Source organism: Mucilaginibacter sp. (genome assembly GCF_028288225.1).
Lineage (GTDB): Bacteria > Bacteroidota > Bacteroidia > Sphingobacteriales > Sphingobacteriaceae > Mucilaginibacter.
Genome location: NZ_JAQBOC010000080.1, coordinates 91,479 through 115,964 on the forward strand (window position 1 = coordinate 91,479; position 24,486 = coordinate 115,964).

18 protein-coding genes and 1 pseudogene are annotated in these 24,486 nt (G+C 44.1%); 13 read left to right on the forward strand and 6 right to left on the reverse strand.

Annotation, left to right across the window (positions count from 1 at the left end):
- Nucleotides 1-25 precede the first annotated feature (25 nt).
- The 4 genes from JWQ54_RS23995 to JWQ54_RS24010 all read left to right on the forward strand — a co-directional run bounded on the left by JWQ54_RS23995 (nt 26) and on the right by JWQ54_RS24010 (nt 3,771).
- On the forward strand, nt 26-1,222 hold the full coding sequence (locus JWQ54_RS23995) for a hypothetical protein (RefSeq protein ID WP_299590149.1): 1,197 nt from the start codon (nt 26-28) through the stop codon (nt 1,220-1,222).
- Complete coding sequence (locus JWQ54_RS24000) at nt 1,219-1,731, forward strand: hypothetical protein (protein WP_299590152.1); 513 nt, start codon at nt 1,219-1,221, stop codon at nt 1,729-1,731. The genes JWQ54_RS23995 and JWQ54_RS24000 overlap by 4 nt, the downstream gene beginning before the upstream one ends.
- Nucleotides 1,732-1,993: 262 nt before the next feature.
- On the forward strand, nt 1,994-3,169 hold the full coding sequence (locus JWQ54_RS24005; protein WP_299590154.1) for a toll/interleukin-1 receptor domain-containing protein: 1,176 nt from the start codon (nt 1,994-1,996) through the stop codon (nt 3,167-3,169).
- Nucleotides 3,170-3,177: 8 nt separating this feature from the next.
- Entirely contained in the window at nt 3,178-3,771 is a 594-nt protein-coding gene (locus JWQ54_RS24010) for a hypothetical protein (protein WP_299590156.1), read from the forward strand.
- Here JWQ54_RS24010 and JWQ54_RS24015 read toward each other — a convergent pair.
- On the reverse strand, nt 3,755-4,561 hold the full coding sequence (locus tag JWQ54_RS24015; protein WP_299590158.1) for a hypothetical protein: 807 nt from the start codon (nt 4,559-4,561) through the stop codon (nt 3,755-3,757). The genes JWQ54_RS24010 and JWQ54_RS24015 overlap by 17 nt on opposite strands.
- Nucleotides 4,562-4,644: 83 nt before the next feature.
- Between JWQ54_RS24015 and JWQ54_RS24020 the strand changes: the two genes are divergently transcribed.
- Nucleotides 4,645-5,313, forward strand: coding sequence for a toll/interleukin-1 receptor domain-containing protein (locus tag JWQ54_RS24020; protein WP_299590160.1), 669 nt, complete (start codon nt 4,645-4,647; stop codon nt 5,311-5,313).
- Nucleotides 5,310-7,274: a GH25 family lysozyme gene (locus JWQ54_RS24025; protein ID WP_299590162.1), complete on the forward strand. Its 1,965-nt coding sequence runs from the start codon at nt 5,310-5,312 to the stop codon at nt 7,272-7,274. Before JWQ54_RS24020 ends, JWQ54_RS24025 begins: the two co-directional genes overlap by 4 nt.
- Here JWQ54_RS24025 and JWQ54_RS24030 read toward each other — a convergent pair whose 3' ends face one another.
- Nucleotides 7,275-7,439, reverse strand: a complete 165-nt coding sequence (locus tag JWQ54_RS24030) for a hypothetical protein (protein ID WP_299590164.1) — start codon at nt 7,437-7,439, stop codon at nt 7,275-7,277.
- Nucleotides 7,440-7,504: 65 nt separating this feature from the next.
- Here JWQ54_RS24030 and JWQ54_RS29255 point away from each other — a divergent pair.
- Nucleotides 7,505-7,756: pseudogene (locus tag JWQ54_RS29255) on the forward strand (hypothetical protein); the annotation flags it as partial.
- An 83-nt stretch (nt 7,757-7,839) separates the two neighbouring features.
- Here JWQ54_RS29255 and JWQ54_RS24035 read toward each other — a convergent pair.
- The 3 genes from JWQ54_RS24035 to JWQ54_RS24045 all read right to left on the reverse strand — a co-directional run bounded on the left by JWQ54_RS24035 (nt 7,840) and on the right by JWQ54_RS24045 (nt 12,190).
- A complete protein-coding gene (locus tag JWQ54_RS24035) occupies nt 7,840-8,280 on the reverse strand; it encodes a hypothetical protein (protein WP_299590166.1) in 441 nt (146 codons plus the stop codon).
- A gap of 1 nt (nt 8,281) precedes the next feature.
- Nucleotides 8,282-9,076, reverse strand: a complete 795-nt coding sequence (locus JWQ54_RS24040) for a hypothetical protein (RefSeq protein ID WP_299590168.1) — start codon at nt 9,074-9,076, stop codon at nt 8,282-8,284.
- A 294-nt stretch (nt 9,077-9,370) separates the two neighbouring features.
- Nucleotides 9,371-12,190, reverse strand: coding sequence for a toll/interleukin-1 receptor domain-containing protein (locus JWQ54_RS24045; protein WP_299590170.1), 2,820 nt, complete (start codon nt 12,188-12,190; stop codon nt 9,371-9,373).
- A gap of 191 nt (nt 12,191-12,381) precedes the next feature.
- Between JWQ54_RS24045 and JWQ54_RS24050 the strand changes: the two genes are divergently transcribed.
- Genes JWQ54_RS24050 through JWQ54_RS24070 form a run of 5 tightly spaced genes read left to right on the forward strand, consistent with a single transcriptional unit; the run spans nt 12,382 to nt 18,792 of the window.
- Nucleotides 12,382-13,419, forward strand: a complete 1,038-nt coding sequence (locus JWQ54_RS24050) for a phosphotransferase (protein ID WP_299590172.1) — start codon at nt 12,382-12,384, stop codon at nt 13,417-13,419.
- On the forward strand, nt 13,419-16,208 hold the full coding sequence (locus JWQ54_RS24055; protein ID WP_299590174.1) for an SUMF1/EgtB/PvdO family nonheme iron enzyme: 2,790 nt from the start codon (nt 13,419-13,421) through the stop codon (nt 16,206-16,208). Before JWQ54_RS24050 ends, JWQ54_RS24055 begins: the two co-directional genes overlap by 1 nt.
- Nucleotide 16,209: 1 nt before the next feature.
- The gene (locus JWQ54_RS24060; RefSeq protein WP_299590176.1) at nt 16,210-17,652 is read left to right on the forward strand and encodes an aldehyde dehydrogenase family protein; all 1,443 of its coding nucleotides are present in this window, start codon (nt 16,210-16,212) and stop codon (nt 17,650-17,652) included.
- On the forward strand, nt 17,652-18,179 hold the full coding sequence (locus JWQ54_RS24065; RefSeq protein WP_299590178.1) for a hypothetical protein: 528 nt from the start codon (nt 17,652-17,654) through the stop codon (nt 18,177-18,179). The genes JWQ54_RS24060 and JWQ54_RS24065 overlap by 1 nt, the downstream gene beginning before the upstream one ends.
- Nucleotides 18,172-18,792 carry a 2OG-Fe(II) oxygenase gene (locus JWQ54_RS24070; protein WP_299590180.1) on the forward strand — a complete coding sequence of 207 codons (621 nt, stop codon included), beginning with the start codon at nt 18,172-18,174 and terminating at the stop codon, nt 18,790-18,792. Before JWQ54_RS24065 ends, JWQ54_RS24070 begins: the two co-directional genes overlap by 8 nt.
- Nucleotides 18,793-18,838: 46 nt before the next feature.
- Here the strand turns inward: JWQ54_RS24070 and JWQ54_RS24075 are convergent, their stop codons facing one another.
- A complete protein-coding gene (locus JWQ54_RS24075) occupies nt 18,839-19,330 on the reverse strand; it encodes a hypothetical protein (protein ID WP_299590182.1) in 492 nt (163 codons plus the stop codon).
- A 95-nt stretch (nt 19,331-19,425) separates the two neighbouring features.
- Here JWQ54_RS24075 and JWQ54_RS24080 point away from each other — a divergent pair, with 95 nt between their 5' ends.
- Nucleotides 19,426-23,514: a leucine-rich repeat domain-containing protein gene (locus tag JWQ54_RS24080; protein WP_299590184.1), complete on the forward strand. Its 4,089-nt coding sequence runs from the start codon at nt 19,426-19,428 to the stop codon at nt 23,512-23,514.
- The last annotated feature ends 972 nt before the right edge of the window (nt 23,515-24,486 follow it).

The following is a 24,486-nucleotide window of genomic DNA, read 5'->3' on the forward strand; positions in this document are numbered from 1 at the left end:
CTTAGAAGGACCTTACCGATCGCCGATGCCTGTACCGAACCCTAAAGATCAATTGATCAACGACCTGCTAGCCAATCGTATAACGGAGGCGGGCTTGACCAGCTTGCGCCAGATGGTCAATGAGCTGGACCTGGCGCATATTATTCAAAAAATATATGACCTGAACGGAAACCAGGTCCGTAAGATCGCGGCATTGGACCAGATGCTGGGTAAGATCGACGCAATCAAGAACAGCCAGCGCAACAGCTGGTTCACCAAGCAGATCAGCGCGGATTTCCGCGACAAAACAAAAAACAACAAGATCATTTTAGCGGAAGGGGATTCCTGGTTCAATTACCCGGTCATCCTGAGCGACGTGCTGGACCGCATCAATATGGAGCCCGATATGCTGATCTATAGCCTGGCCAACGGCGGGGACTGGCTGCTGAATATGCTCGGCGCCCGTAAATATGTCGAGCAATTATCGGTGATCCACCCGGATGTTTTCCTGATCAGCGCCGGGGGGAACGACCTGGTCGGCCGGAGCCGGTTGGCAGCGATGGTGATCCCGGAAAGCAGCTCCCGGGAATTAGCCCATAACGAGTGGGCGACCAACCTGATCAAAAAAGCGACCCTGCATCCAATCATCCCGCTCGATCAAAAGCGTTTTGATCGCGGGGTATCCTATATCTCCAAAGATTTTTTTGCGCTGCTGATGTTCTTTCATCTGCAATATTATTTCCTGATCAATGGCATCCTGACCGCCGGCACCGGCGACCCGAAGAACGGAAAGTTCCCGGACCTGAAGATCATTACCCAGGGCTATGATTATGCTATCCCTTCCCATGAGCTCAAATGGGGTTGGAACCCGCTGCGCTGGTACCGGCCGTTCATCCGGAGTTTTTTAGGGCATGGTAGCTGGCTCAAGACCCCACTGCAGATCCGCAGTATCACCGATCAGGGGATCCAGGCCGATATCGTTTATGCCATGATCTTTTTGTTCAACGAAATGATGATTCATACCGGCGATGTGTTTTGTCAACTGACCGGCCCGCGGGTATTCCACGTCGATTCCCGCGGGGCCATGGGCACGGACGGCTGGGCGGATGAACTGCATCCGCTGCCGGGGAATTTCGCCAGGATCGGGCAGACTTTTATTGATTGTATCCAAAGGCCGGCCAGTTCCGAGCATGGCCAGGTCTTTGTCGTGAATGAACTTTACCCGCTATCCGTAAAACCATGAAAAAGATACTTTGGCTGGCCCTGATCGTGATCTTCCTGGTATCTGTCTACCAGGCCCTTGTGGTTTATCTAGGCACACCGGAACATTACCAGCTGCCCGGCCTCGCTTACGCCGACCAGCAAGGCGCACACGATTGGCTCGCGGCCTGGCAGGCGGCTCCCTATGGGCGCGGAACCTTACTCGATGTGGCCCGTAGTAATTTACACCTGGACTTTGGTTTTATTTTCGTGTATACCATGTTAATCCTGCTGCTTTCGTACCTGCAAATGCAACGGGAACGCTCGCCCAGGCTCAATGCCTACCTGCGCCTCAATATTTTCCTGGCCCTAATCCTGACCGTCAGTGATATCCTGGAGAACATCTTACTACTGTACGACATCCGCCACATTAACGATCATGGTCTATACCTATCCCCCTGGTTCTTTAGTACCCTCAAATGGCTGCTGACCGCTTGGGTAGTCGGCGTTTACCTCATTTCACGAAGCCGGGAAACACTGGTCAAGGGTTAGGGCTCCAGTCTATGTAATGTTCAGAAATTGTTAGCGGCCGGAAAAAGATGCGGACAGTAAAAAACCAAATAACGAGGACTTTGCGGTCGATACGGTCTATGATTTTATGGCGCTGGGCTCAATTATTTCCAAGGAATTGGACAGCAGATTGGTCACCAGTGCCGCTGCTACCGAGGCCAGGTCTACAACTGAGGCCTGCAGCTTACCGGTCAGGGGCTGATCGGAGAACTTTTACTATAATAAATATCCTTAATTTTACGTCATGGACTTCACTTACCAACTCATCTTCCTCGGTGCCTGGAACGGCTGGCAGAAGGAGATCGAAACGATCTTCCGCGCCCGTATCAGCGAACTGGGTGTAGCCCCGGAACATATTTCGATCTTGACGAGCGCGAATTTTGATGAGCAGTACCGCGCTAATGCGCCGGCCTTTTGCATCTATTTCGGCGCCGTTACGGCGGCCTATCCCGACCTGGAGAAAGTTGGGAGACTGCTCGCCAGCGCTAAGACGATCGTGCCGGTGGTGGATGACCTAAAGGCCTTTAATCAGCAGATTCCTCAGGAATTGCGAGCGATCAATGGTTACGCGCTCGACGGGACGGCTAATATAGAGGCTCTGGTCAGCCTTGCGCTGGAGAACCTCAGCTTGCTGCGGACCTCGCGCCGGCTCTTTATCAGCTACCGGCGCGATGAATCGACCGCCGCCGCGATCCAACTCTTTGAGCGCCTGGAAAAAGCCGGATTTGATGTTTTCCTGGATACCTATAGCATCCGGCCTGGCGAACCCTTCCAGGATGAGCTTTGGCAAAGACTGGCCGATACCGATGTGGTCATTTTATTGAACACCCCGGATCTGTTGGTCAGCCAATGGACCGAGAAAGAATTGGCCAAGGCCAATACCATGGCAGTTGGTATCTTGCAGCTGGTCTGGCCGAACAACGCCGACCTGCGCTACGCCGAACTGACCGTGGCCGAAACACTAAGCCAGGCGGATTTTGGTACCACCGACCCGCGCAGCAAACAAGGGCAGCTGACGAATGATTGCCTGGACCGTACCGTGGGCCTAGCCGAGTCCTTACGCGCCCGCAGCCTGGCCGCGCGGCAAAGCAATATGATCAGCGAATTTTCGATGGCAGCCAAAAACTTGGGCATCCCGGTGAGCGTACAACCCGGTAAGTTCCTGCTGGTCGACCGCGGTCCCGGTCGGCAGCTCATCATGATCCCCACAGTCGGCGTGCCGCAAGCTTTTACGTACCACCAAAGCGAAGAAATGGCCAAAACCATTCGGACAAAAGAAGTGTCGGGCGTATATTTGCTGTACGATCACCTGAATATCCGTGACAAATGGGTCAAACACCTGGACTGGCTGGACGGATACCTGGAGATCAAAAGCTTGAAACTGTTGGAAACCGAAGCGAAATTAGCCGGTTTAAAATGAACGCACCTATGAAAAAAATCTTCCTTTCGGCCAGTGTTCCCAAGCTGGACCGGCCCGAAAAATACCATAAGACCGCCGACGTGATCGCGATCCGTGACGCAGTCAAAGCCCTGGCGACCGTTGTGATCCCCAAAGCCGAACTCATTTGGGGCGGGCACCCGGCCATCACGCCACTGATCCGTGAGATCCTGGAGCGGATGAACACGAGTGTCCAACTCCATGTGACGATCTATCAATCTGGTTTTTTCGAAGGCCATTTCCCCAAAGACAACCAAGCCTTTGAACACATCATCATTACCACGCCCAAAAAAGACAAACCGGAAAGCCTGAAAGAAATGCGCGCCCGGATGATCGGCGACAATGATTTTGCGGCCGGCATTTTTATCGGCGGGATGGAAGGGGTAGAGGCGGAGTATGCGCTGTTCAAAAAATACCACCCGCAGACACCCGCGCTGGCGATCGCCAGCACCGGAGCGGCCGCCGGCATCGTTTACAAACAACAGCTCGAAAATGCGATGAAACCAGACCCGCGGCTAAAAGACGACTATGCGTATATGGCGCTGTTCAAGGACTTGCTACGGGATGTTATCGCGGCTTCTTAAGGGGTTTGATCTCATAAAGGGTGTCTAGGGGATGACCTTCTTTGACGTGTATCAATTTTTTTTTGGTCTGAAAGGCCCTGGCCCAGAATTCAAGATCTGTGGTATTCAATTTGACCAAGTGATCCAGTTCAAGCATATATTGGATCTGTACTTCTTCCCGCTGGCTTTCGTTTAAAGCCCCGCCACCTGAAAAAGCTTTAAATAACTCCGTAATTTGAGCTCTTTCAGGGATCCGTTTTCGGATGATACGGGAAATGGAAAGCTCGGAATAGATCCAGGGCGACTGGGTCTTCTTTTCGACTAATTCCCGAACGGTAGATTTCGGTGTATCCAGGAAGAAAAGACATTCCATATGATCGATCATTTTGGAAAGCGCATTGTTTACCATGATATGTACGTGTGCTGTAGAACGGTTCCGTCGTTGATAATTATAATTGCCCGTTTTAGGATCTTTGCAATGGACATCATCAATGTTGCGCAACAGAACGTCGGCATGCCCCCAAATACAGGAATCGATGAATGCGATGATTTCAAACTTTTCATATAACCAGCCAGCCAATCCCATAGCCAGTTTTTGATCAGCATGGGCATGACTGATGAAAATATCTCCATGGGCTTGTGGGAACCAGTCAGCCTGCATTTTTGAGCCGTCAAGCACGGTATCACTAACGGCATATTGATCCAGAACCTCTTTAAAGCCATCAAGCAGCACTTCATGAATTTGTTCGCCGTTGGCTAGATAGTCCGAGAACTTTTTTGGGTCCAGGTTCAATTGAAATCCTCTATACATGCCCAAAGATATTTAATATTTGTAGGCCTCATATATTTTCTATACTTTAACTGCCTGATCACTAAACCTGACCAGCACAACACATGGCTTACCGGCACGATATTTTTGTCAGCTATAAATGGGGTGGGGACCTGAAAGTTTGGGTCGACTCCGTTTTTATCCCGATCCTGAAAAATGTCCTAATTGAACTTAAGGATGAGTTCCGGGATACTGACATTTTTCATGATGTACGCTCGACACTTTCCGGCGCTAATGTACCGGATGTTTTACGCGATGGTGTGGCTTATTCTAAGTGTATGGTCTGCGTGGTCAATAAGCCTTATTTCACGAACTCTAAATGGTGTACCGAAGAATTATCGGCCATGCTGCGCCGGGAAGAAGAAACCGGCGTCCGCCGAAATGCCGATCATGTGGGCTTGGTATTTCCGGTGTTGTTCGTCGATGAAGCAGAAACCGAACTTGGTAATCAAAATACCGTTTATACCCATCGGGGCGCTGCCGGTCTGCTCGAGCAGATCCTGCCTTTAAAATTGAACGAAGAAAAATTTTTTTGCATTGCTGCCGGTTTCAAAGGCACAACCGGTTATGACCAACTTCGCTTGACCATCAAGCGTTGGGTCAGGAATGGCTTGCTCAAGCAGATCCAGACGCCACCCGAATGGCGGCCAGGATGGGGCGAGTTGCCGTATTTTGAATCCCGTTTTAATCCTCCTGCCCTAGTGCAGGAACACTTTGCCATGCCCCAACTATGAGTAAGATCGCCAAAAAAACGGGTACGATCGTTACCTTTTATTCTTATAAAGGAGGGGTCGGTCGTTCGATGAGTTTAGCAAATGTGGCCGTCATGCTGGCCAATTGGGGCTATCGTACATTGATCATCGACTGGGACCTGGAAGCGCCCGGACTGGAGAATTTCTTCAAGGATTTTATCTCCTTACAAAAAGCCAAATCCAAACCTGGTCTGATCGATCTGTTGACCAGTCAAATGGGGGAGAAGGTTAAGCCGGTGAGCTGGCAGGATTGCCTGGTCAATATCAATATCGCTGAAAGTAAATCAGGCGTTAAATTTAAAGATAAACTTTACCTGATCACATCCGGGACCGTTGATGATGATTATTATAGCCGGGTCCGCGGGTTCGATTTTACAGAATTTTACCAAAAGCATGACGGTGGGAACGTTATCGATAATTACCGTAAAGAGTGGAAAAGCGAATTCGATTTCGTATTGATCGATAGCCGTACGGGTGTGACCGACATCGGCGGGGTCTGTACCATACAACTACCGGATATGCTGGTACTTTTGTTCACACCGACCAATGCCGGTTTTGATGGTGTGCGTAAAGTCGCCGCTAAAGCGGCCCAAGGGCGCAAACTGCTACCCGAAGCCCGGGTCAAGTTGTTGAATTTACCGATCCCGACACGGATGGATAATACAGAATCCGAACTGCATTTTGACTGGATACAGAAGTTTAAAGAAGGTTTAGAAGAGTTATACGCGCCTTGGCTGCCAGAATCAGTGGACCGTACGGAATTTCTATTGATGACGAAGGTGCCCTACACACCATACTACAGTTTCGGCGAAGGTCTGCCAGTATTGGATAAAGCAGCCAAAGACCCGGCTCGCGCAGGTTATGCCTATGAGGCCCTGGCGGCGCTGATCGCCAAGCAGTTGAATGATGCGAAATACCTGTTGAATTCCCGGGGAGATTATCTACATTCGGCTGCGGACCCGGGTTTGGATTTGTCTTATCTGGAAGAAAAAGAAGCTTATCGGAACGCAAATGTTTCTTTAAGGCAAAAAGAATATGATTATGATCGATCAATAAGTGAATCGTATTCTCAAATCAAAAGTCAAAGAAAGTTGCGATTAGCTGCGATCATTAGCATAACTATTACTGGGATCGCCTTAATTGTCGCGGCTTATTTTTATCTTAAGAGCAAAACCAAGGAAGATTCCCAACAACCGACCAAAGACGCCCTTGCCTTATTGGCGCTGCAGGATTCCATTAAGCGATTGGACGCACAAAAGACTTATCGCGTCAAATTACCAGCACCTTACACACAATTTGGCAAGGCGGGAAAGCCGATCGGTATCGATATTTCCCGTATCAATGTGGTCAGCAACTGGGATAGCCTGAAAGCTACCGGGATCCATTTTGTTTTGATGCAAGCGACAACCGGTAGTAATTACCAGGACCGCTTATTTAGCAACAACTGGCTGAATGCAAAAAAGTACGGACTTATCAGAGGAGCCTATCATTATTATAGGCAAAACGTTGATGCGGAAATTCAGGCCAGTAATTATTTCGCCACGGCAAAGCTTGAAAAAGGTGATCTGCCGCCAATCGTAGACCTACACGCCGTCGTTTCCTTAGACCAGGAAAAAATCATCCTCCCGTTATTGCGATCGCTGCAAGAACATTATCATGCCAAGCCGATCATTTATGCAACTTATGCGACCGCAAAGCTTTTGGCCCAAGTGCCGGGTATGACCGAATATCCCTTATGGATCGGGGTTTTTGGCAATAATAACAGGCCAACTTCCGGCCCTTTATTACTCAACCCACAACTGCCCAAAGGCTGGCAAACCTGGAGGTTTTGGCAGTTTACGACCGAAGGCTCCTTGCCTGGCGTACTGAATGAAAAGACCAAGCTTGACTTGAACCAATTCAACGGGGACCGTGCGGCATTGAATGAACTGCTGATCAAATAGCTAGCCATGGAAACCGCCAAACTCATATCCCAAAAAGACCTCGATAAGATCTACTGGCGGGAGGTCAAGGACAAAGGCGAGCAGGCGGCTTTTGAGCGCGCCCTGTATAACAAAACCTTGTACCATGGAAAAAAACATTCGAGGCGCAGTGTCTTTTTTTGCCATAGCGACCGGGATAAAACGATCATCGCTAAGACCTTGCTTTTTTTGACCGACTCAACGCCGGACTTTACGTCGACTGGATGGACGAGGCGCTCCCGATCGTACCCGATGAACGAACGGCGCAGTCGATCCATACCAAGATCAAAGATTGCCATAAGTTCCTGTTCTTGGCTACCACCCGGGCTTTGGAGTCCAAATGGTGCAGCTGGGAACTCGGCCTAGCCTTTGGATCAAAGGCCCCAAAGAATTCGCGATCCTGCCGATTGGGGCGCGGGACGGGAAATGGAACGGCAGCGAATACCTGCACTTATACTCGGTGATCGATACCCAGCAGTTGGATATGGAGAACCTGCGGGAGGACAGCTTGTCTGTAAGTTACCCTGACGCGCAAAAGATCAGCTTTTTAGACTGGCTTAGGCAATGAATGCGTCAAAAAATAATATACACCGCCGGCGACCAATGTGATAAAAATATAAAGCGGGCCGATACTATCTGTTAAAACAAAGCTCAAAACCGTATTCGCTTTGACCATTGATTCCGGTACAACCATATCGAAATCGATAGCCCCCTCGTCGGTAGCCCGCACATGGTCATAAAGCGCGCGGTAACGTTTCTCCTGCGCTAAATAGTAGGCGTCCAAACCCCAGAATACAGGCAACACTACGCCAATAACATAAATGAATTGGTACTGAGAGTCCTTGGCCGATAGGGCGAACAAAGCGGATACGAGCGCTACAGTCCAGCCTTTGATGGCGAAGGAGTTGGCGTTCATCCGAGTGATGACGTTTTGCAAAAAATCCAAATGCTGGCGTTTGTTTTCGCCTGTTGTGATGGTTGTTGACATACTATGATCGAATATGGTTTACTTGATGGTTGTCGTACAATAGTTTTAAGGCATCGCGCTCATTGGCTAGTTCTGCGAATGCTTTTTCCCAAGTGATCATCTGATCAACATGGACTTTGGTCAAATGGCCCAAGTCAAGCTGATACCTGACCCGTAACTGTTCACCTTCGTTCAGCGAGCGCAGTTCTGTCGCGCTAAAGGACTTGATTACTGAGGTCCGCAATCGCTTAGGTATGCGTTTTTCGATATGTTTTGCGGTCGCTATCTCGGCATAGATCCAGGGGGAAAAGGTGCTCTGCTCAACCACATTTTCGGCACTGATGGATGCTGGTGTATTCAGGAAAAAAAGGCATTCACAACGGTCGATCATTTGTGTCAAGGCCACAGACAGCATCATATGCACATGACTGGTCGAATAATTCCGCTTTTCGTAATTATACGTTTCAGCGCCTTCGTTCCTGGTGAACCGTTCGTCGATCCGTTTTTGCAACTGGTCGCAATAACCCCAGACACACGAATCAATAAAACAACTTAATCCGAATTTATCCTGCAACCAACCGGCGAAAGCGATCGCCATATCCAAGTCATTGTGGGAATGAGATACAAAAATGTCCGCTTTGATATTAGGGAACCAGTGTGCCTGGAGGTCCGAGCCGTTGATCTCGCCAGTCGCATTGATAAACTGATCAAGTGAGCTTTCCGTTGTCCGTTTTAAGGCATCATAAATGGTTTTGCCCCGGTCGTAGAACCGGCTAACATTCTCATTTTTTAGGTCCAGATCGAATCCTCTATACATGGTTCAGGTGTTCATTAAATAAAAAATTAATATTAGCGTTTTTTCAACACTGAAAAAATACTTCGGCGCTAAATTTTGAGTTTATAAGTGTTTATTTCCTTTGGTACAAAGTTTTACATAAATTCGGTTTAAAAAGCGCGCTTTGGCAACCATATGGTTATTATGTGATTTGAAAAAAGCAAAGGATATTGAAAAACGCTTTTTAGCCAAGAAAAGGGTCTAAAAACGAACATCTCGTTATGGCGGTGGATAAACGGGTAGAAGAGGAGTGGAAGTAACGGAGGGGGTGACCCATCATTTTTTACCGGTAATGCCCCAAACCAACTTTGCCGCAGCTTCCTGATCGAAGATATTTTCCTTGAATGTTACATGGCCTAACCCTTGTAAAAAAACAAGGTCATCAGGAATACTTGTGACGCCAGGAAGCAATACCGGGATCAGCGGGATCTTTTCATGGACGCAGCGATGTATGAACGAACGGAGCTCTAAGTTTTGCCATTGTCCGATGCCCTGTGTCCCGATCAAAATAGCGGCCGATTTGACCGAGCGTATTGCAGATTGCAATACGTCCTGGAACCAAAGCCCGGGTGGGACCTGCTCATCATCTATCCATGGATAAACCCCTCTTGCCCGGAGTATTTTACCTAATTGCAAGGTAGCAGTTTGGTCGGCGGAGTTGTGGGCTAAAAAGACATCGTATTCCTGCGATGCCGCCTTTAGCTTTAAAGCTTCAACGACGCTTAAGGAATCTGAGGCTAAACATTCCTCATCCTCTGGTAATAAAGACAAGGCGATAAAGATGGTGTCATAAATGCTCGCCTTGGTAGATACGGAGGCCTCGTAATTACTAGGGCTGGCGTTTAATTTCAATTCAAGGGCGATGAGCTCTTTCACATCCAGTAAATCAAGAAAAGTTTTGATTTGTGCTCTTGAAGCTAATCTTTCGCTTAACTCATCCATATCTTTAGCATGAAAAGCGATGACCAATTCGTTAAAGCGCTCTGTCGTCGCTATTGCAGTAATTGCTAAAATCAATTGCCCCGCCGAGCTTAGCCCGAACATTTCTACCTTTTTGTTGCCCCAGCTACTTAGCAAAGCGTCATTCCCAGCGATCGTTTCGTGGATCTCCCGTTTCAACTGGTCTGCTTTTTTTCTGGCGTCATTATCTTGTTGAATACCAATGACGCTGGCAACCGATCGATCAAGATCGATTCGAAGCAATTCGGGATCATCTTCGAAAGGAAAAGTAAAACCACTAATGATTTCCTTATACTGATCGAGTTTTTCCAGCAGGAGTGTTATTTCCTGCCTGTCAAATTTCGTGTCGGGATATTTTTTGTGAAAAATAGTCTTAGATAAGGCAAAGACCTGTTCTTCCATTTGTTTGCGTAGTGGGACGAGACTGGAGATCAAGGCTGCCCAAATTGCCTTGGCATCAGAAATTGAGGGTATGGCTGCGGTATGCCAAGATCCGATATTAATGATCATTTGATGTATGCGATCGCTTTGACGTTGGGCGAGGAGCTTGTTATGGAGGCTGACCCTTGCATCTCTTTCTTCTTGCACAGATGCCTGTAGCGAGCTTAATTTTCCTAATTTATCAAAGCAATTTCTTAGTCCATGGTCATTTTGCTGTTGATGGCTTGGGATACAATCGGCCCAGGTCAATTGTAGATTCTTTTGTTCATTAAGTTCGTAAATAACCGCTGGGGCGGTTTGTTGTAAGGTAGAAAAATATGCTTCCAAAGCTTCAAAATATGGTAGGGTAGCAGTTTGCCAGTGGCCATCATGAGGGTCAATTTCTAGGTGCAGGGCTAGAGCTTCTAGTACCGCCGATGCCGATGTCTTTGGTTCGTTAGCTATGAGTTGTCTATTTGACGTTTGCAATACGACCTGATATTCGTTGTGCAATATGCCAGCCAAATGTCCTGGTGCTGATGCGTTAAATTTTGCTTTCGAATATAGCTTCCAGGCACCTCGGTGATTGTTTTGAAAGCGCTTGCTGATCTGTTTCCCTGCATGGCGCCACCAATGGTAAAGTTCAGAATTAAACGAGCGGTAGGATAGGAATTTCGGTTTGTCAGAAGCGGTCTGTAAAATTTCGGCTTTTAACCGCTCAGGTAAGATTGAACTAAAACCTTCGTAAAATTTTTCTAAGGTCCAGGTTGTTAGCTCTTCCTCCTTCGTTTTTTCCAGCCATTTACCGATGAGCAAATGGTCGTTTTGTAACGATTGCATATCCGTTAGTTTAACTAAAAAGGAATAGACATGCTCTCTGAACTCAAAAGAGAGCTCATAATCCCTGATCATCTTTTCAAGTATGGTCAGATCGAGGGGGGGATTTTGAAGCCGGGTGTGATAAGCGGCCATTTTCCGAAGTTGTTGCCAAGTATCTCCGATATTCTTACCCCATTGGTCGATTTCTTTCATCGGTTTTTGCAGTTGCTTGCACAGGTCAATGATATCTTTTTCAAATTTCGTCCAATACGCGATGCGATCATTGTTGATTTCATAAAAGGAATCGATCAATCTCCGCAACCTGAGATGTAATTCTTTCGCGTTCCTTCTTCCGAAGGGCAGGATCCTTAAAATGGGTTGACCTACGTCGCCAAAAAAAATAAAACAAGGCACAAATCTCCCGATCCCGAACCTTTGAGCTAAGCGCATAGCTTCAGACGCACCAGGAATAGCGGCGTAACTTTGTGTCTCAAAATCGATGTGATGTTGGATCTTACCAGGCGTATTCAAAGGGTATAAGCCGTCTGGTCTCAAATCATCCCAAGGATTTCGTTCAAGGTCGAATTTGTTTGACGACATCATACCAGTTACTGCACTAACAATTTGTGAAAGGAAACTGCCGCCCCCTTTGCCGCTATGGGCCATGTCCTGCGTCTCGATTTCACTTAGCTCCGAAAAAAAAACGAACCGGATGCGATCACCAGTCCGGTGACAAAGATCTATAGTGTATTGGGATAAAAAATCCCGGCATACGGCGGAACTATCATTGACCATTAATATACTCCAGCTGAAGCCGTCAGACAGGCCGTTATCGTCATGGTCCTGCCGTAAAATGTGGCGATATACTTGTTCTGAACTTTTTGCGCTGTATCCCATGTGATTAAGTCCATTAAAGATAAGGTGAATTTCTATTTATTGGTATTTATTTTAGCTAACGAATTAGGTAATTTCTTTCTATGAAACTAATTATCAGAGATCCCAATCAGAAAAGAAACCGAAATCATGAGATATTATTTTAATATGAATGAATAATTATCTAATTTCATAATTATTATACCTAATCCTTGATGTCGTTCAATAAAACAAATAATTTAGGTCAATTTATCAGTCGAGATGTTAAGGATGATGCCGTACTTGAGTACTTTGTAGACAGGGTCGAAGCGAGTTTTCCATGGGAACAGGTCGAAGAGATCATTTGCAAAGAATACGGTATTCGTGTGATCGGATTATATGTGATCAATATTGGCTACGATGACCTTAACTTTCGTGCTGAAACTGATGCGGGACCGGTGTTTATTAAATTCTTCTGTAAAGAGAAAACCTTAGCATATTGCCTTAGCGCTGCTCAAATCATCAAGGAGGCAGCCGGCCTCGGAATTGTCACGCCTGGCATTGTAAAGAATCTTAGTGGTTTTGAGGTGTCTAATGTTAGCGGGGCTTACTTTTCAGTGATGGACTATGTTACAGGCGGAGATTATTATTCAAATGAAATTTATCCCGGTAAAAAAGATATTGAAGCGATCATTACTAATGTGAACTTGTTTCAATACATAAACACAACACCGATAGTCGTTTATAATCCGTGGTCGGCGATAAATTTTACTGCTGAATATAATAAAAATAAATATTTATTAACTTCATTTGAGTCAGAACTAATTCAGCCTACCTTCGAGAAATTTGCAACGATAAACTTGGGGGTTTTGCCAAAAAGCTTTGTACATGGCGATATCCTCCGTTATAACGTCATACGGTCTACAGGCGAGATGAACTGGATAGTTGACTATGGCTCTTGTTCGATATTACCCAGGATTTTTGAATTTGCTGTAATGTGCAATGATATTTTATTTAACACATCCGATTTAGACCACGTGAAGGAAATTTATGACTTCGCTTTCAATTTTTTTCATCACCTGAAAAACTTAGACAGCAATGAAATTGACGTGCTGCCAATAGTGATCCAAGCCGGGTTTGCTTTAAGTATACTCGCGGCTAGAGCAGAAAAGCAACGTGATCAAACAGGAGATCCTTCTCAACATGATTATTGGATCGACAAAGGGAATGCCGGGTTGAATTATTTTAGGACTACCAATTTTCAGTTTAATTGATGAAGAAAACGTATAATATTTTTATTTCTTATCATTTGGCTGACGCGCGGACTCATTATTCCAAACTAATAGCTAGCTTGGATCGAGAAGGGTTTTCTTGTTGGACAGATTTTGATGATGTCGATCAAAATAACAATTTTGATCGTGAACTTTCAGCAGCCATCAAGGAATGCGAGTTTTTCTTGGTTTGCATCACTGCAAATATGGCTAATGGCGAATATATGGCAGAGGAGATCGAATATGCTAAACAAAACGGGAAAACCATCATTCCGCTTATATTCGAAAATGTCATTGTTCCTTTGCGTTTAGCAGCTTTACGACGTGTTGATTTTATAAATTATAGAAAAGGACTTAGCGACCTTGTCGCTATCCTGCAAGGTTCGTTCAATAAAAAGAAAAAAACGCCGGAGGAAAAAGAGCTGGAATATTTAGCATCGATTGGAGATATGTTCCATGCGATCGATCCTACCTATGCGCAGCTAACATTTAAAGGTAACTACTCGGATAAAGTCAAGAATGCTTTTGCAACGACTTTGTTCCAAAAAACTGAACTAAACCAATTTCTTCATAAAAATTCAGATTCGGCATCCATAACCATTACCAAAATAAAGGAGCTGATCGCTTTTATTTTAATTCACAAAAGAGTGGCGATCTTGGGCGAATCGGGCGCTGGAAAAACATTTACGCTACAAAAAATTGCTTACGAGCTGGCCAAGATGCGGTTAAGTGATAACACGGTGCCTTTACCAATTTATATTTCTTTGGGGACATATGTAGGTGAGCATTTCAGTATTTTTTTAAATGAGAATTTTGGCGAGCTCAATATCAATAAACTTGGATCTGCTAATGTGATTCTATTGTTGGATGGCTTAAATGAAATTCCTACAGAAAATCTCGAAGCATTCTACTCCGGCATCTCGAAGAGTGAATATGCCTGTGTGTTATCTTCTCGCAAAATTGATTACATCAGCCCAGAAAAACACTTTTATGAAATTACCATCAAAAGTCTAGATGTTCGGCAGATCCGTTCTTTTATCCATAATTACTTGAAAGAAGAAGCGGCGGAAGAATTTTTCTGGAAAATGTGTGGAATTGAGGTTTCAAACCTATGGGATTGGTATAGGGCGACTTATACTGACGTGAATATCGATAACTTTTGGTACGATAAACCCTATGAAAACGTACGGTCGAACGAAGTTAATAAGCTGAAGATTAATAAATTGAGAAAAAGCTATCAAACGAGCGGCATCATGCCTCATTTATTAGAATTCGCGAAGAGCCCGTATTTGCTTTTTGTTATGTGCTGTATATTGGTCAATGAAGGAGATCTGCCCCAAAACAGAGCTAGTCTTTTAAAGATCTTTGTCGAAATATTGTTGAGTTCGGGTCGCAAACGCAGCAAACGTAAATTTGCAGATGTTCCCGATGATACGCAAAGGATCGCTATGTCGAAGTTGGCATTCCTGATACAAAGTGAAAAGAAAGGGACCTTTTTTGAAGAGGACTGGGCGATCGATGTACTCAATAAGTCGGTCTCGGGTTTTAGCTCAGATAGTTTGATCTATCATGCGGTTTGTGCGAATTTGATCGAAAAACATCAGCATCTTAAATTTTCACATCAGCTGTTGCAAGAATATTTTGCAGCGTTCGAGCTTATTGATGATATAGAAAATGGAGCAAGGGTAGAAGAATACTTTTCAGATGCGGAATGGTGGAAGCCAACAGGGTGGGAAGAATCCCTGTTGTTTTCTGTGAGTATTGTGAAAGATGCGACCAATATCTTTAAGTGGTTAATACCTGCTAATCCCGATCTCGCATTTCTATGCAGTAGAGAACATGGAATAAAATTCGACAATGAGCTGTTATCTAAAATATATGAACCAGCGTTAGGCGAGCGCGTATCACCCTATGCAAAAAAAGAATGGGGGGAATTACTTGCGAAAAATGGAGATAGCAGGGATGGCGTAGGTTACAGTGCCGTGCCTGATATTGCCTGGATCAAAGTACCCGCAGGGCAGCTGGATATTGGGAATGATGTGCATTGCGGCGAAATGGGTTTTGCCTGGGAGGGTATGAAAGTTAAAATTGACACGCCATTCCTGATGGCCAAATTCCCGGTGACCAATGGCCAGTTTGAAAAGTTTATTGAAATGGGCTATAATGAGGAACGGTTTTGGACCAAAGAAGGATTCGAATGGAAAGCTGACCAGCAGAATCCGTTGAATTGGAAACCCGAGGCATTTGAAGATTATAATCAACCAGTTACAGATGTTACATGGTATGAAGCCTATGCTTTTACAAAATGGCTTAACGAATTAATTGGCGATGAGGTAAAGAAGGCTTATGATTTCCCGGACTGCGAAATTCGCCTGGCCACGGAGATGGAATGGGAGTATGCTGCTCGCTACCCCGATGGTCGTTGTTTTCCTTGGGGCAACGAATATATAGCTGGATATGCTAATATTGATGAAACAGCGGAAGAGGCAAAAGTGGGACCCTATTTTCTTGGAAAAAAGACTGCCGTGGGTATGTATGAGCAAGGAAATAGTGCGCTCGGTATTAGCGATATGTGCGGGAATGTCTGGGAATGGTGCCAAACAATATGGCAACAGAAACTTAGCGAAAGTTGTAATAATTCACCTGAAGGAGACGGCTTCAGATCTCTGCGTGGTGGCTCCTGGTTAAATTCATGTATTTTTTCAAGAAATGCGACCAGGGATCATTTTGATGCCGAGCTTTTTGTGTATGATGTTGGTTTTCGAATAGTATTTGCACCTAAAATAATGTAATATGAAAAAACTGTGGATAAATGGCAGCTGGGTTGAAAGCGAAAGTTCTGCCACCATCAATATTATTGACCCGGCTACAGAAGCGGTAATTGGGGTCACTCCAAATGCCAATCGCCAGGACGTGGATAAAGCAGTCGCTGCCGCAAAAAATGCGCACGATCTCGGGCTATGGAGGAATTTGTTACCGGGCGAAAAATCTAAGATCCTTTGGAGGTTAGCCGATCTGATCGAGGAAAAGTCCGAATACTTAAGCAAATTGGAAGCGGAAGATACCGGAAAGGCTTATTCTTATGAATGTCTGGCTGCAGAGATCCCGTTGATCGTTGACAATTTACGTTTCTTTGCCGCCAGTGTAAGAGATTTAGGAGGCTTGGAAAGTAAGAGTCTAACAACAGGTGGATTGTCTATTTTTCTGAGGGAGCCGTTGGGCGTAGCAGGATTAATAACGCCATGGAATTACCCGTTAATGATGGCGGTATGGAAAATCGGAACGGCCTTAGCGGCTGGTTGTACCTTAGTTTTGAAGCCTGCCCCGCAAACGCCATTGTCTACTTTAGCCTTGGCTGAATTGACCAAAGAGGCTGGGATACCTGATGGGGTCGTTAATATTATATCAGGTGATGATGAAACTGGGCAGTTTATTACCGAGAATCCTGACGTAAGTATCATCAGTATCACCGGATCTTCTGAAGCCGGACAGGATGTCATGGAAAGGGCTTCAAAAAATATTACCAAAGTTACATTGGAACTGGGTGGAAAGGCGCCGTTTATTGTTTTTGACGACGTCGACATTGAGACCATAGCCGCATCCGCAGCTTTCAATGCCACGGTAAATTCGGGGCAAGATTGCGTCGCTGCTACACGATTATATGTTCAGGAAAATGTGCTCGAAGCTGTGACTAAAGCGGTGGTCGAGAAAATGAGTTTAGTGAAAATGGGCTTACCGTTTGATGAAGACACAGAGATCGGGCCACTGATATCCATAGAACATTTAAACAGAGTTGACGGTTTTGTGAAAAAGGCTATTTCCGACGGAGCAGAATTGTTATTAGGAGGAACGCGTGACTTGTCATTTGAACGAGGCTATTTTTATAAACCGACCGTTATCTTAAACCCGGATCGAAAATCTGAGATCATTCAGAAAGAAGTTTTTGGACCGGTGCTAACGATCAATTCATTTAAAACAGAAACGGAGGCTATAGAATTGGCGAACGATGTGGAATATGGCTTGGCTTCCTCTATATGGACTAAAGACATTGGCCGGGCATTTAGAATGTCGACACAACTTTCGTTCGGAACGGTTTGGATAAACAACCACTTAACATTTGCTTCTGAAGCGCCACACGGTGGTGTGAAACGCTCTGGCTTTGGTAAAGATCTATCTACAGAAGCGATCAAAGAGTTTCAGACCGTCAAGCATGTCTTGATTAACTCGCTGTTGTAATGGAATCGGCGAAAATACTTGTTATTGGCGAAAAAGGTGTCGGTAAAACGGAATTTACAAAATCAATTTCGTGGTATCCACCGACAAATATTTTCAAAAAATTTGGCGGTGTCGGCTATTTGAAGATCATCAATGGTAGGTGTAAGGTCAAAAACAGTATGATCTATATTTATTGTTTAGATGAGCCCAATGATGAAGCATTACTAAGAAATATTCTTGAAGGACAACGATCGAAATTTGATGCCATATTATTCATGTTCGATGCTAGTAAGGTCGGCGCGAAGGAATATTTAGATGAGTTAAAACAACATTCCTTGGTGATCGATGAGCTGTGTTTCGGCAGAGTGCCTTATTTGATGGTTGCCAACAAAATTGATTTGCTAACAAAACCTAACCTAATAAGAAATTTAAAATTTGGTTTGTCATCAGGACAACAGATAGAACCATGCAATGCGATGAATAAGGATAATGTTGCGGGCGTTTTTTACAACCTGCTGCAAATTATTAATAATAATACTCATGAATAAAATTGATGATTTCTATTATAAAATAAACCTGATCGAAACGAATGACCTACCGAAAGGCTGGGCAGAAGAAATTGAAAATCTGGTTGATCGTTATTCAACGGCGGTTTTTTTAGATGGGAACAATCCTACATCCAGAGAACCAGAGGAAACACGTGGCATGACCTACCATGTGATCACAGGCGATATTATCAAAAAAAGTTTAGGATGGCTTTATGAATTATATGCCAGTAGAATTTTAGAAATTGCCAATACGATCTCGGAAGAAGTGTATGTCGCGGATAACGATTTGGTTTACGCTATCAATATTAATGCATTAAAAAAAGTTGGTGACCGGTACGAACGCCATGTTGATACTGAAGAATTAAGCGCAGTGCTATTTGTGACCGACCAGGATGATATCCATGGTGGCCAGTTATTATTCCATTTAAAAGAAGACCTTATTGCGATCTATCCGAAAAGCGGAGATTTGATCCTGTTTGATGCGCGACTAGTTGAGCACGAGGTAACTGCCTTAAAAATGGATCGGTATAGAATTTCCATTCCAATGGGTTACTATAAAAAGGATACGCAAACCGACTCTAATGATGAGATAAAAAGCTATTTATATCAATAAAAGCCCTGACCAATGTCGGCTATTCTTAGCTTAGGATCAGCTGTAATTACAAGGAGAACCAATTGTATGCCGCCAGAAAAACCACGAGCAGGAACGGGACCAGGTAAAAAGGGAGTAATGTTTTTGTTTTCATAGCGTCCCAAACAGTTTTGGCGTCCGCTTGGCAATCTATATCAGGTTGGCTGGTATCTACGAAATTTTCCCTCTTTAATGTATTGAGATCATATAAGTATCTGTCGGTTTTTGGGCGATTGGCGATCACCCATTTGTAGAGCTCACGGTAAAGTTTTTCAGTTCGAAGAAAAAAGCCGTCGAGGTACCAAAAGCAAATGATAGGCATTAATAATACCAGACAAATATAAACGCCATGGTGGTCCTTTGTCAAACCGGCACTAAAAACTTCCGTGTTCTTAAAAGCCAATATGGCGGTAACTATACTCATCATCCAGGTTTTGACTTGGAAGGAGTTTGTGGCCATGCGTTTGATCACATCCTGGATCAGGTCAAGTTCTTTGGGAACGATTTCTTTGTCTGCCATAAAGTTTTGGGGTTGTTGGGTAAAGTTAAATATTTGTCTATATATTAACTGCATATTTTTGCGTATTTTTATAAACCGACCTGATCTCCTTACAAATGTCCGAAATCGAATTACAAGATATTTTTCAGATCGATTGTGATCTGATCATCATCCCTATCTCCACTGTTGGCTCTTTATCCGGACCCTTTGCGAAATATTTGAACGAGCATGAGGTACCGCAAAGTGCCTATCGCAAAAGTTATCAATTAGGGGAGGTTGAGATCGTGCCATTTGAAACGCCCCATTTTCGATATATCGCTTTCGCCTGTGCGGTAGAAGATTTCACCAGTAACTATACCGCGATCCGGCAGATCGGAAGGACGGTCGCTCAGCAAATTACGCAGTTAGAGGATGTCAAGTTGATCGCATCGGTCATTTTAGGTACCGGGGCAGGTAGTCTGGGCTATGTTGAAAGCCTTAGCATTATGCGGAACGCATTTTACGAAGCTGCTTTATTGCCAGGCACGATCGTTTTCTGTACACCCGACCAAAGAGTTTACAATAGTATTTTAAAAGAACCGGTCGATCGGAATATTTTAAGCGCGGTGTTGGTATTAAGGGCGGATAGTAAACGTCTTTTAGCTAATAAGCATATCGAACCGATCGCCTATGCGGATGAATTCTATTACGAGCTGGCCAGGAAGAAATTTTTAGAATTTTGGCAATACGATAGGGCTCCCGATTTTTTTTCTGAGCTACTGGCCCAATTCAAAAGTGAGAAAAGTACCTTTAGCCGTTTTTTGGAATATTTAGATAGTCGGAACGATGACGATAGGCGTCACTTTTGGGTCTTATGCGGGGAACTTATCGCCTACATTGATTATAACGCCTACAATAAAAGTGAATGGAACCAATATCATGACCGGCGGGTGATCGCTAAATCCAATGTGAACCAGACTCACTGGGTCACCAATTTGTTGAAAGCCAAAATATCAGGAAGTTATCAAACAGGACTTCCGAAGAATATTAAGAACGCACTGGCTTTTTTAGCTGAACCCTTGGGGAATATTTCCGTGCTTTCGGTCAAACACCGAGAGTTGATCTATAGTAATCTTCGGATCGGAAAGTATGAAGGAGAGGCTTCTTTAGTAAAGTTGTTCTATTTTTTTCGGGATGCTGGATTTAGAGCAATCAATCCGGAGAACGAGGGTGCACTACTTAGCCGCATACTCTATTATCCGGAGGTCAAAAAGATGTGGCTCACCGATGATCTCGATGAAGGCGTCGATCTGATCATTGATGATGATACTGAAGATCTGTCTCACGCGCGTTACCTTGTTACGGAATGTATGCGTAGTAAAAACAAAAGGTTGGACCTAGGCCGCTGCGGTTTAACAGACTTGGATTCCTTACCAGAGCTGTTTGAGTGCATCCATCTGGAGGAACTCATTTTAAGTAACGAATGGGCGATCTACCAGGACCAGAAATGGCGAAAGCAGGTGAGCAACAATAAAGGGAAACGGAACCTGTTACAGAGTTTATCTACCGATCTCAAAGCCCTTAAAAATTTAAAACGGCTGATCTGCGGTGGGGACTGGAAAAAAGAGGATGGCAGCTGGGACCGTTGGGGCATCAAAAATATCAAGCCGGTCGCTGACTTAAAAAAACTGGTCTATGTCAATTTGAGCAATAATACGATCAACGATCCTGCACCGCTGAGCCGATTGACCAAACTAGAGTTTATCCATCTGAACAATAACGTCATCTCCAGGCAACTGCCCATGGCGCGTTTGGTGAATTTGAAAGAGCTGAATCTGAGCAGTAATATTTTACAGGATATCGGCTTTCTTGCTGATGCGCCATCGCTTTTAACGCTGGATCTGCATGCCAATCGCATAGCAGATATCAGCCCATTGGAAGATCTGATCCGCCGTATTGGAATTAAAAATGCCAAATGGGAGTTAGGTACCATTAATATCGCCAAGAACCCGATGGAGCGGCCGCCGATGGAAATCGTTATTCAAGGTAAAGATGCGGTTTTAAGCGTCCTTGCAGATATCCGGAAGGAAAAGGAATATATCAATACACAGATCAAGATCATCCTGATCGGTAACAGTGAGGCTGGTAAAACGACGCTGGCCAAATACCTTAGCAACGATGAAGAACTGCATTTATCACATCCTGCGACGCACTGGATGAGAGAAATACCGGCGCAAAGTAAGGCTATCGTAGAAAGCATCGGCAGGCCCTGCGAACTTCGTCTTTTTGATTTTGGCGGTCACGATTATTATCATGACACCCACCAGGTATTCTTTACTGCTAATACCATTTACTTGCTGCTTTGGGAGACAGCAACAAATAATCTCAAAAGCAGGCCGTCGATCCAGATCGCAGCAGATGGAACGACCAGTAAACTAGAGAATCAAGATTATCCGGTCGAATACTGGCTGGATTCGGTCAAGTTCTATAACCAAGCAGTGGAGGCTGATAATTTCGCCTTTAAAACTGCGGGAAATAACGCTTACGAAATTTGGTTACTGCTTTTGCAAAATAAAGTAGGGAACCGGGCACTGCTGGGCCCACTGAACAACGAACGCTTAATAAAGGATTATGCTTTTATTTTCGATCTTTTGAATCTGTCCATTATTAAACCTTCAAGGAATATGGGCTATTTTGACCATGTTTTTAAAGAAATGTTGGATCATATGTCGATCCTGGGCGCTGTATTGCCCGGGTATTTCGGCGTGGTCAAGGACGCAGTGACAAGCTATACTGGGCCTGCGGTCTTGAGTCCTTTGGAGTTTCAGGCATTTTGTAATAGCCGGCTTAAAAACCCAATCGATCTGTTGAAAAGTAATATCCTTGCGCGCTATTTGGACCAGATCGGCATCTTGCTTTGCTCTAAAAATTTAGAAGGTGGGAGGATCTATATCCGTAAAGAAGTCATCATCGATGAAGTATACAAGGTACTTACAGAATTGGCAGGTTCAAAAGGCGAGATCAGTTTAAAAGAGTTCGCTGACCTTTTTCCTGAAAATGGGGTCCTCGCAGATGCTGTGCTTGCTTTTATGCAGGAGTTCAAAATGATCTTTAAACACCCTATCCGGGATATCTACATTGCACCCCTATACTTACCAGCGATACCCGCCACTTCGGTTAACTTGTTTTTAGACAAACGTAAAACGCCGTACCGCCGGTTCACGTATTGCGGTTTTATTCATAAACAGGTGATCCTGGCATTTTTTGCCCAGTATGGCCAGTTCATTAAAGAAGATCCGGAGGGGCAAAATTATTATTACTGGAAGGATGCCTTGATCATCAAGGACACGGCGACGGAGGAGATCGTGATGATCAAATTCGATATTGGGAAGAAAAAAGGCGATGCCTGTATTGACGTCTATAATTTTGGACATGGTACGGCGACCAACTTTATCAAAAAGGTGATCGAGCAATTGCGGCTGATCAATAAGGGTTATGACACCGAAGAAATGGTATCACTTGACGGAAAGATATTTGTTTCGGTGGAGTTACTGAATCAAAACGCAGAAAAAGGCTTATTGGTTTTTACCGAAAGTAAGCTGTCTGATAAAGAAAAACCAGTGGCGGGGCCTGAGCATATTTTTCGTTTAAAAGATTACCAGGAATTCCTCACGAACCAGATCAAAAAGAAGCGGGTGGTCATATCGTACTCCAAAAAAGACTTGGCACAGGTCCATGAATTACGAAGGTATTTGCAACCTTTGGTCGATGATGAGCTGATCGGAGAGCCTTGGTATTGTACCAGGTTGCTCGCTGCAGATCAATGGGAAACAGTGTTAAAACCAGAGTTTGAAAAGGCTGACATTGTTTTTTTTATGATCAGCGCAGACTTTTACGCGACGCCGTATATCATCAAAAACGAGGTGCAAAGTATTTTCGACCGCTACGACCGGGATAAGAATGTGAAGATCGTTCCTATTTTCCTCGAATTTTACGATTGGGCCAGAAAAGGAACTTATGACTTTAGCCGTTTTGCCGGCCTTCCGTACAAGGCTAAGCCGGTCAGTGATTTCAAAAACCCCAAATTGGCTTGGTACACGATCGCGCTATCAGTTAAAGAAATGATACTGCAGGATCTTGATCCGGAGAACCAGGTGGCGATGAACCGGGAACTTCAGCTAATTTACGAGCGACTTGTAGAAGGCAAATTGGATGATAGTGTCTGAAACCTATTAAAGAGTTAATTATCAGTTTTTAATAGTGCGCAATTTTTCGAAAAAGAATCGTGATGTTTTATTAATAGCCTTCAATAATTTACGATTAGTGTTTTTCTCGAATAATTTTATGGAAAGCTAATCAGTACAGAATGGGCTAAGGTGATAAACTGTTCTTCGGATACAGCGCCGAGGGATATACAAAATCTTAGAGAAAAAGGCATATTGGAATAGGAACCGATATGGCGCGAAATGCAGCCTATAATTGTAAATTAACGCATATTAACTCAACGCTAATTAAATTATAAAGTAGAAAACAAATAAGTTTAAATCGAGAAATTAGATTATTGCAGTTAAAATATTGAATAAAAATTTGTGAGTTATTAACATTTTTTACTATATTATATATTTGTTACTCATTTGTAACTTAATCTCTGTAAGTAATTGATTGTCAGAAATATATTACTTTCTGTATCGGTAAATAATTGAAATAAACTCAGTAAATATCTTATTTTCAATTAGTTATAAATATAAAAAATCTTTAAAAATCATCACTTTTTAATTTCTATAGTGTTGTAAATACTTGATAATGAGTTTATTGATAAATATTGCAATCTCCAACTCGATTCATTCTTGTCATTATTGTTCAATTTTTGACCCCCATTTGTTCCTCAAAAGCCCTTTTGTTCCCCATTTTAAAGAAAAAAAAGGCATCATGCTTAACAGTACTAATTAGTACTTAATTATACTTCCTAAAGGCTGAATGGAAGCCAATCAGCATACCGGAAAAATTGTACTTACCGTTTAACGGTCATGCAGTGCTCAATGCAACATAAGAACCCATTGAGCCATGCTGGCATTGTCGTAGTGATCTCTTGTCAAACGACTAATTATTAAATTTTTCCAGCCACTAAAACCAAGACCAGGCAATGTTCAGAGGGCTTGCTTTCTCATGTATTTACCAGTATGGGTTAATCATTGATT

Excerpts from the sequence above, each read along its gene's own strand:
- JWQ54_RS24025 (WP_299590162.1), top strand. The coding sequence starts at position 5,310 with ATGAGTAAGATCGCCAAAAAAACGGGTACGATCGTTACCTTTTATTCT.
- JWQ54_RS24050 (WP_299590172.1), top strand. The coding sequence starts at position 12,382 with ATGTCGTTCAATAAAACAAATAATTTAGGTCAATTTATCAGTCGAGAT.
- JWQ54_RS24020 (WP_299590160.1), top strand. The coding sequence starts at position 4,645 with ATGGCTTACCGGCACGATATTTTTGTCAGCTATAAATGGGGTGGGGAC.
- JWQ54_RS24040 (WP_299590168.1), bottom strand. The coding sequence starts at position 9,076 with ATGTATAGAGGATTCGATCTGGACCTAAAAAATGAGAATGTTAGCCGG.
- JWQ54_RS24070 (WP_299590180.1), top strand. The coding sequence starts at position 18,172 with ATGAATAAAATTGATGATTTCTATTATAAAATAAACCTGATCGAAACG.
- JWQ54_RS23995 (WP_299590149.1), top strand. The coding sequence starts at position 26 with ATGCCTGTACCGAACCCTAAAGATCAATTGATCAACGACCTGCTAGCC.
- JWQ54_RS24080 (WP_299590184.1), top strand. The coding sequence starts at position 19,426 with ATGTCCGAAATCGAATTACAAGATATTTTTCAGATCGATTGTGATCTG.
- JWQ54_RS24000 (WP_299590152.1), top strand. The coding sequence starts at position 1,219 with ATGAAAAAGATACTTTGGCTGGCCCTGATCGTGATCTTCCTGGTATCT.
- JWQ54_RS24015 (WP_299590158.1), bottom strand. The coding sequence starts at position 4,561 with ATGTATAGAGGATTTCAATTGAACCTGGACCCAAAAAAGTTCTCGGAC.
- JWQ54_RS24030 (WP_299590164.1), bottom strand. The coding sequence starts at position 7,439 with ATGGCAAAAAAAGACACTGCGCCTCGAATGTTTTTTTCCATGGTACAA.
- JWQ54_RS24045 (WP_299590170.1), bottom strand. The coding sequence starts at position 12,190 with ATGGGATACAGCGCAAAAAGTTCAGAACAAGTATATCGCCACATTTTA.
- JWQ54_RS24055 (WP_299590174.1), top strand. The coding sequence starts at position 13,419 with ATGAAGAAAACGTATAATATTTTTATTTCTTATCATTTGGCTGACGCG.
- JWQ54_RS24065 (WP_299590178.1), top strand. The coding sequence starts at position 17,652 with ATGGAATCGGCGAAAATACTTGTTATTGGCGAAAAAGGTGTCGGTAAA.
- JWQ54_RS24010 (WP_299590156.1), top strand. The coding sequence starts at position 3,178 with ATGAAAAAAATCTTCCTTTCGGCCAGTGTTCCCAAGCTGGACCGGCCC.
- JWQ54_RS24060 (WP_299590176.1), top strand. The coding sequence starts at position 16,210 with ATGAAAAAACTGTGGATAAATGGCAGCTGGGTTGAAAGCGAAAGTTCT.
- JWQ54_RS24035 (WP_299590166.1), bottom strand. The coding sequence starts at position 8,280 with ATGTCAACAACCATCACAACAGGCGAAAACAAACGCCAGCATTTGGAT.
- JWQ54_RS24005 (WP_299590154.1), top strand. The coding sequence starts at position 1,994 with ATGGACTTCACTTACCAACTCATCTTCCTCGGTGCCTGGAACGGCTGG.
- JWQ54_RS24075 (WP_299590182.1), bottom strand. The coding sequence starts at position 19,330 with ATGGCAGACAAAGAAATCGTTCCCAAAGAACTTGACCTGATCCAGGAT.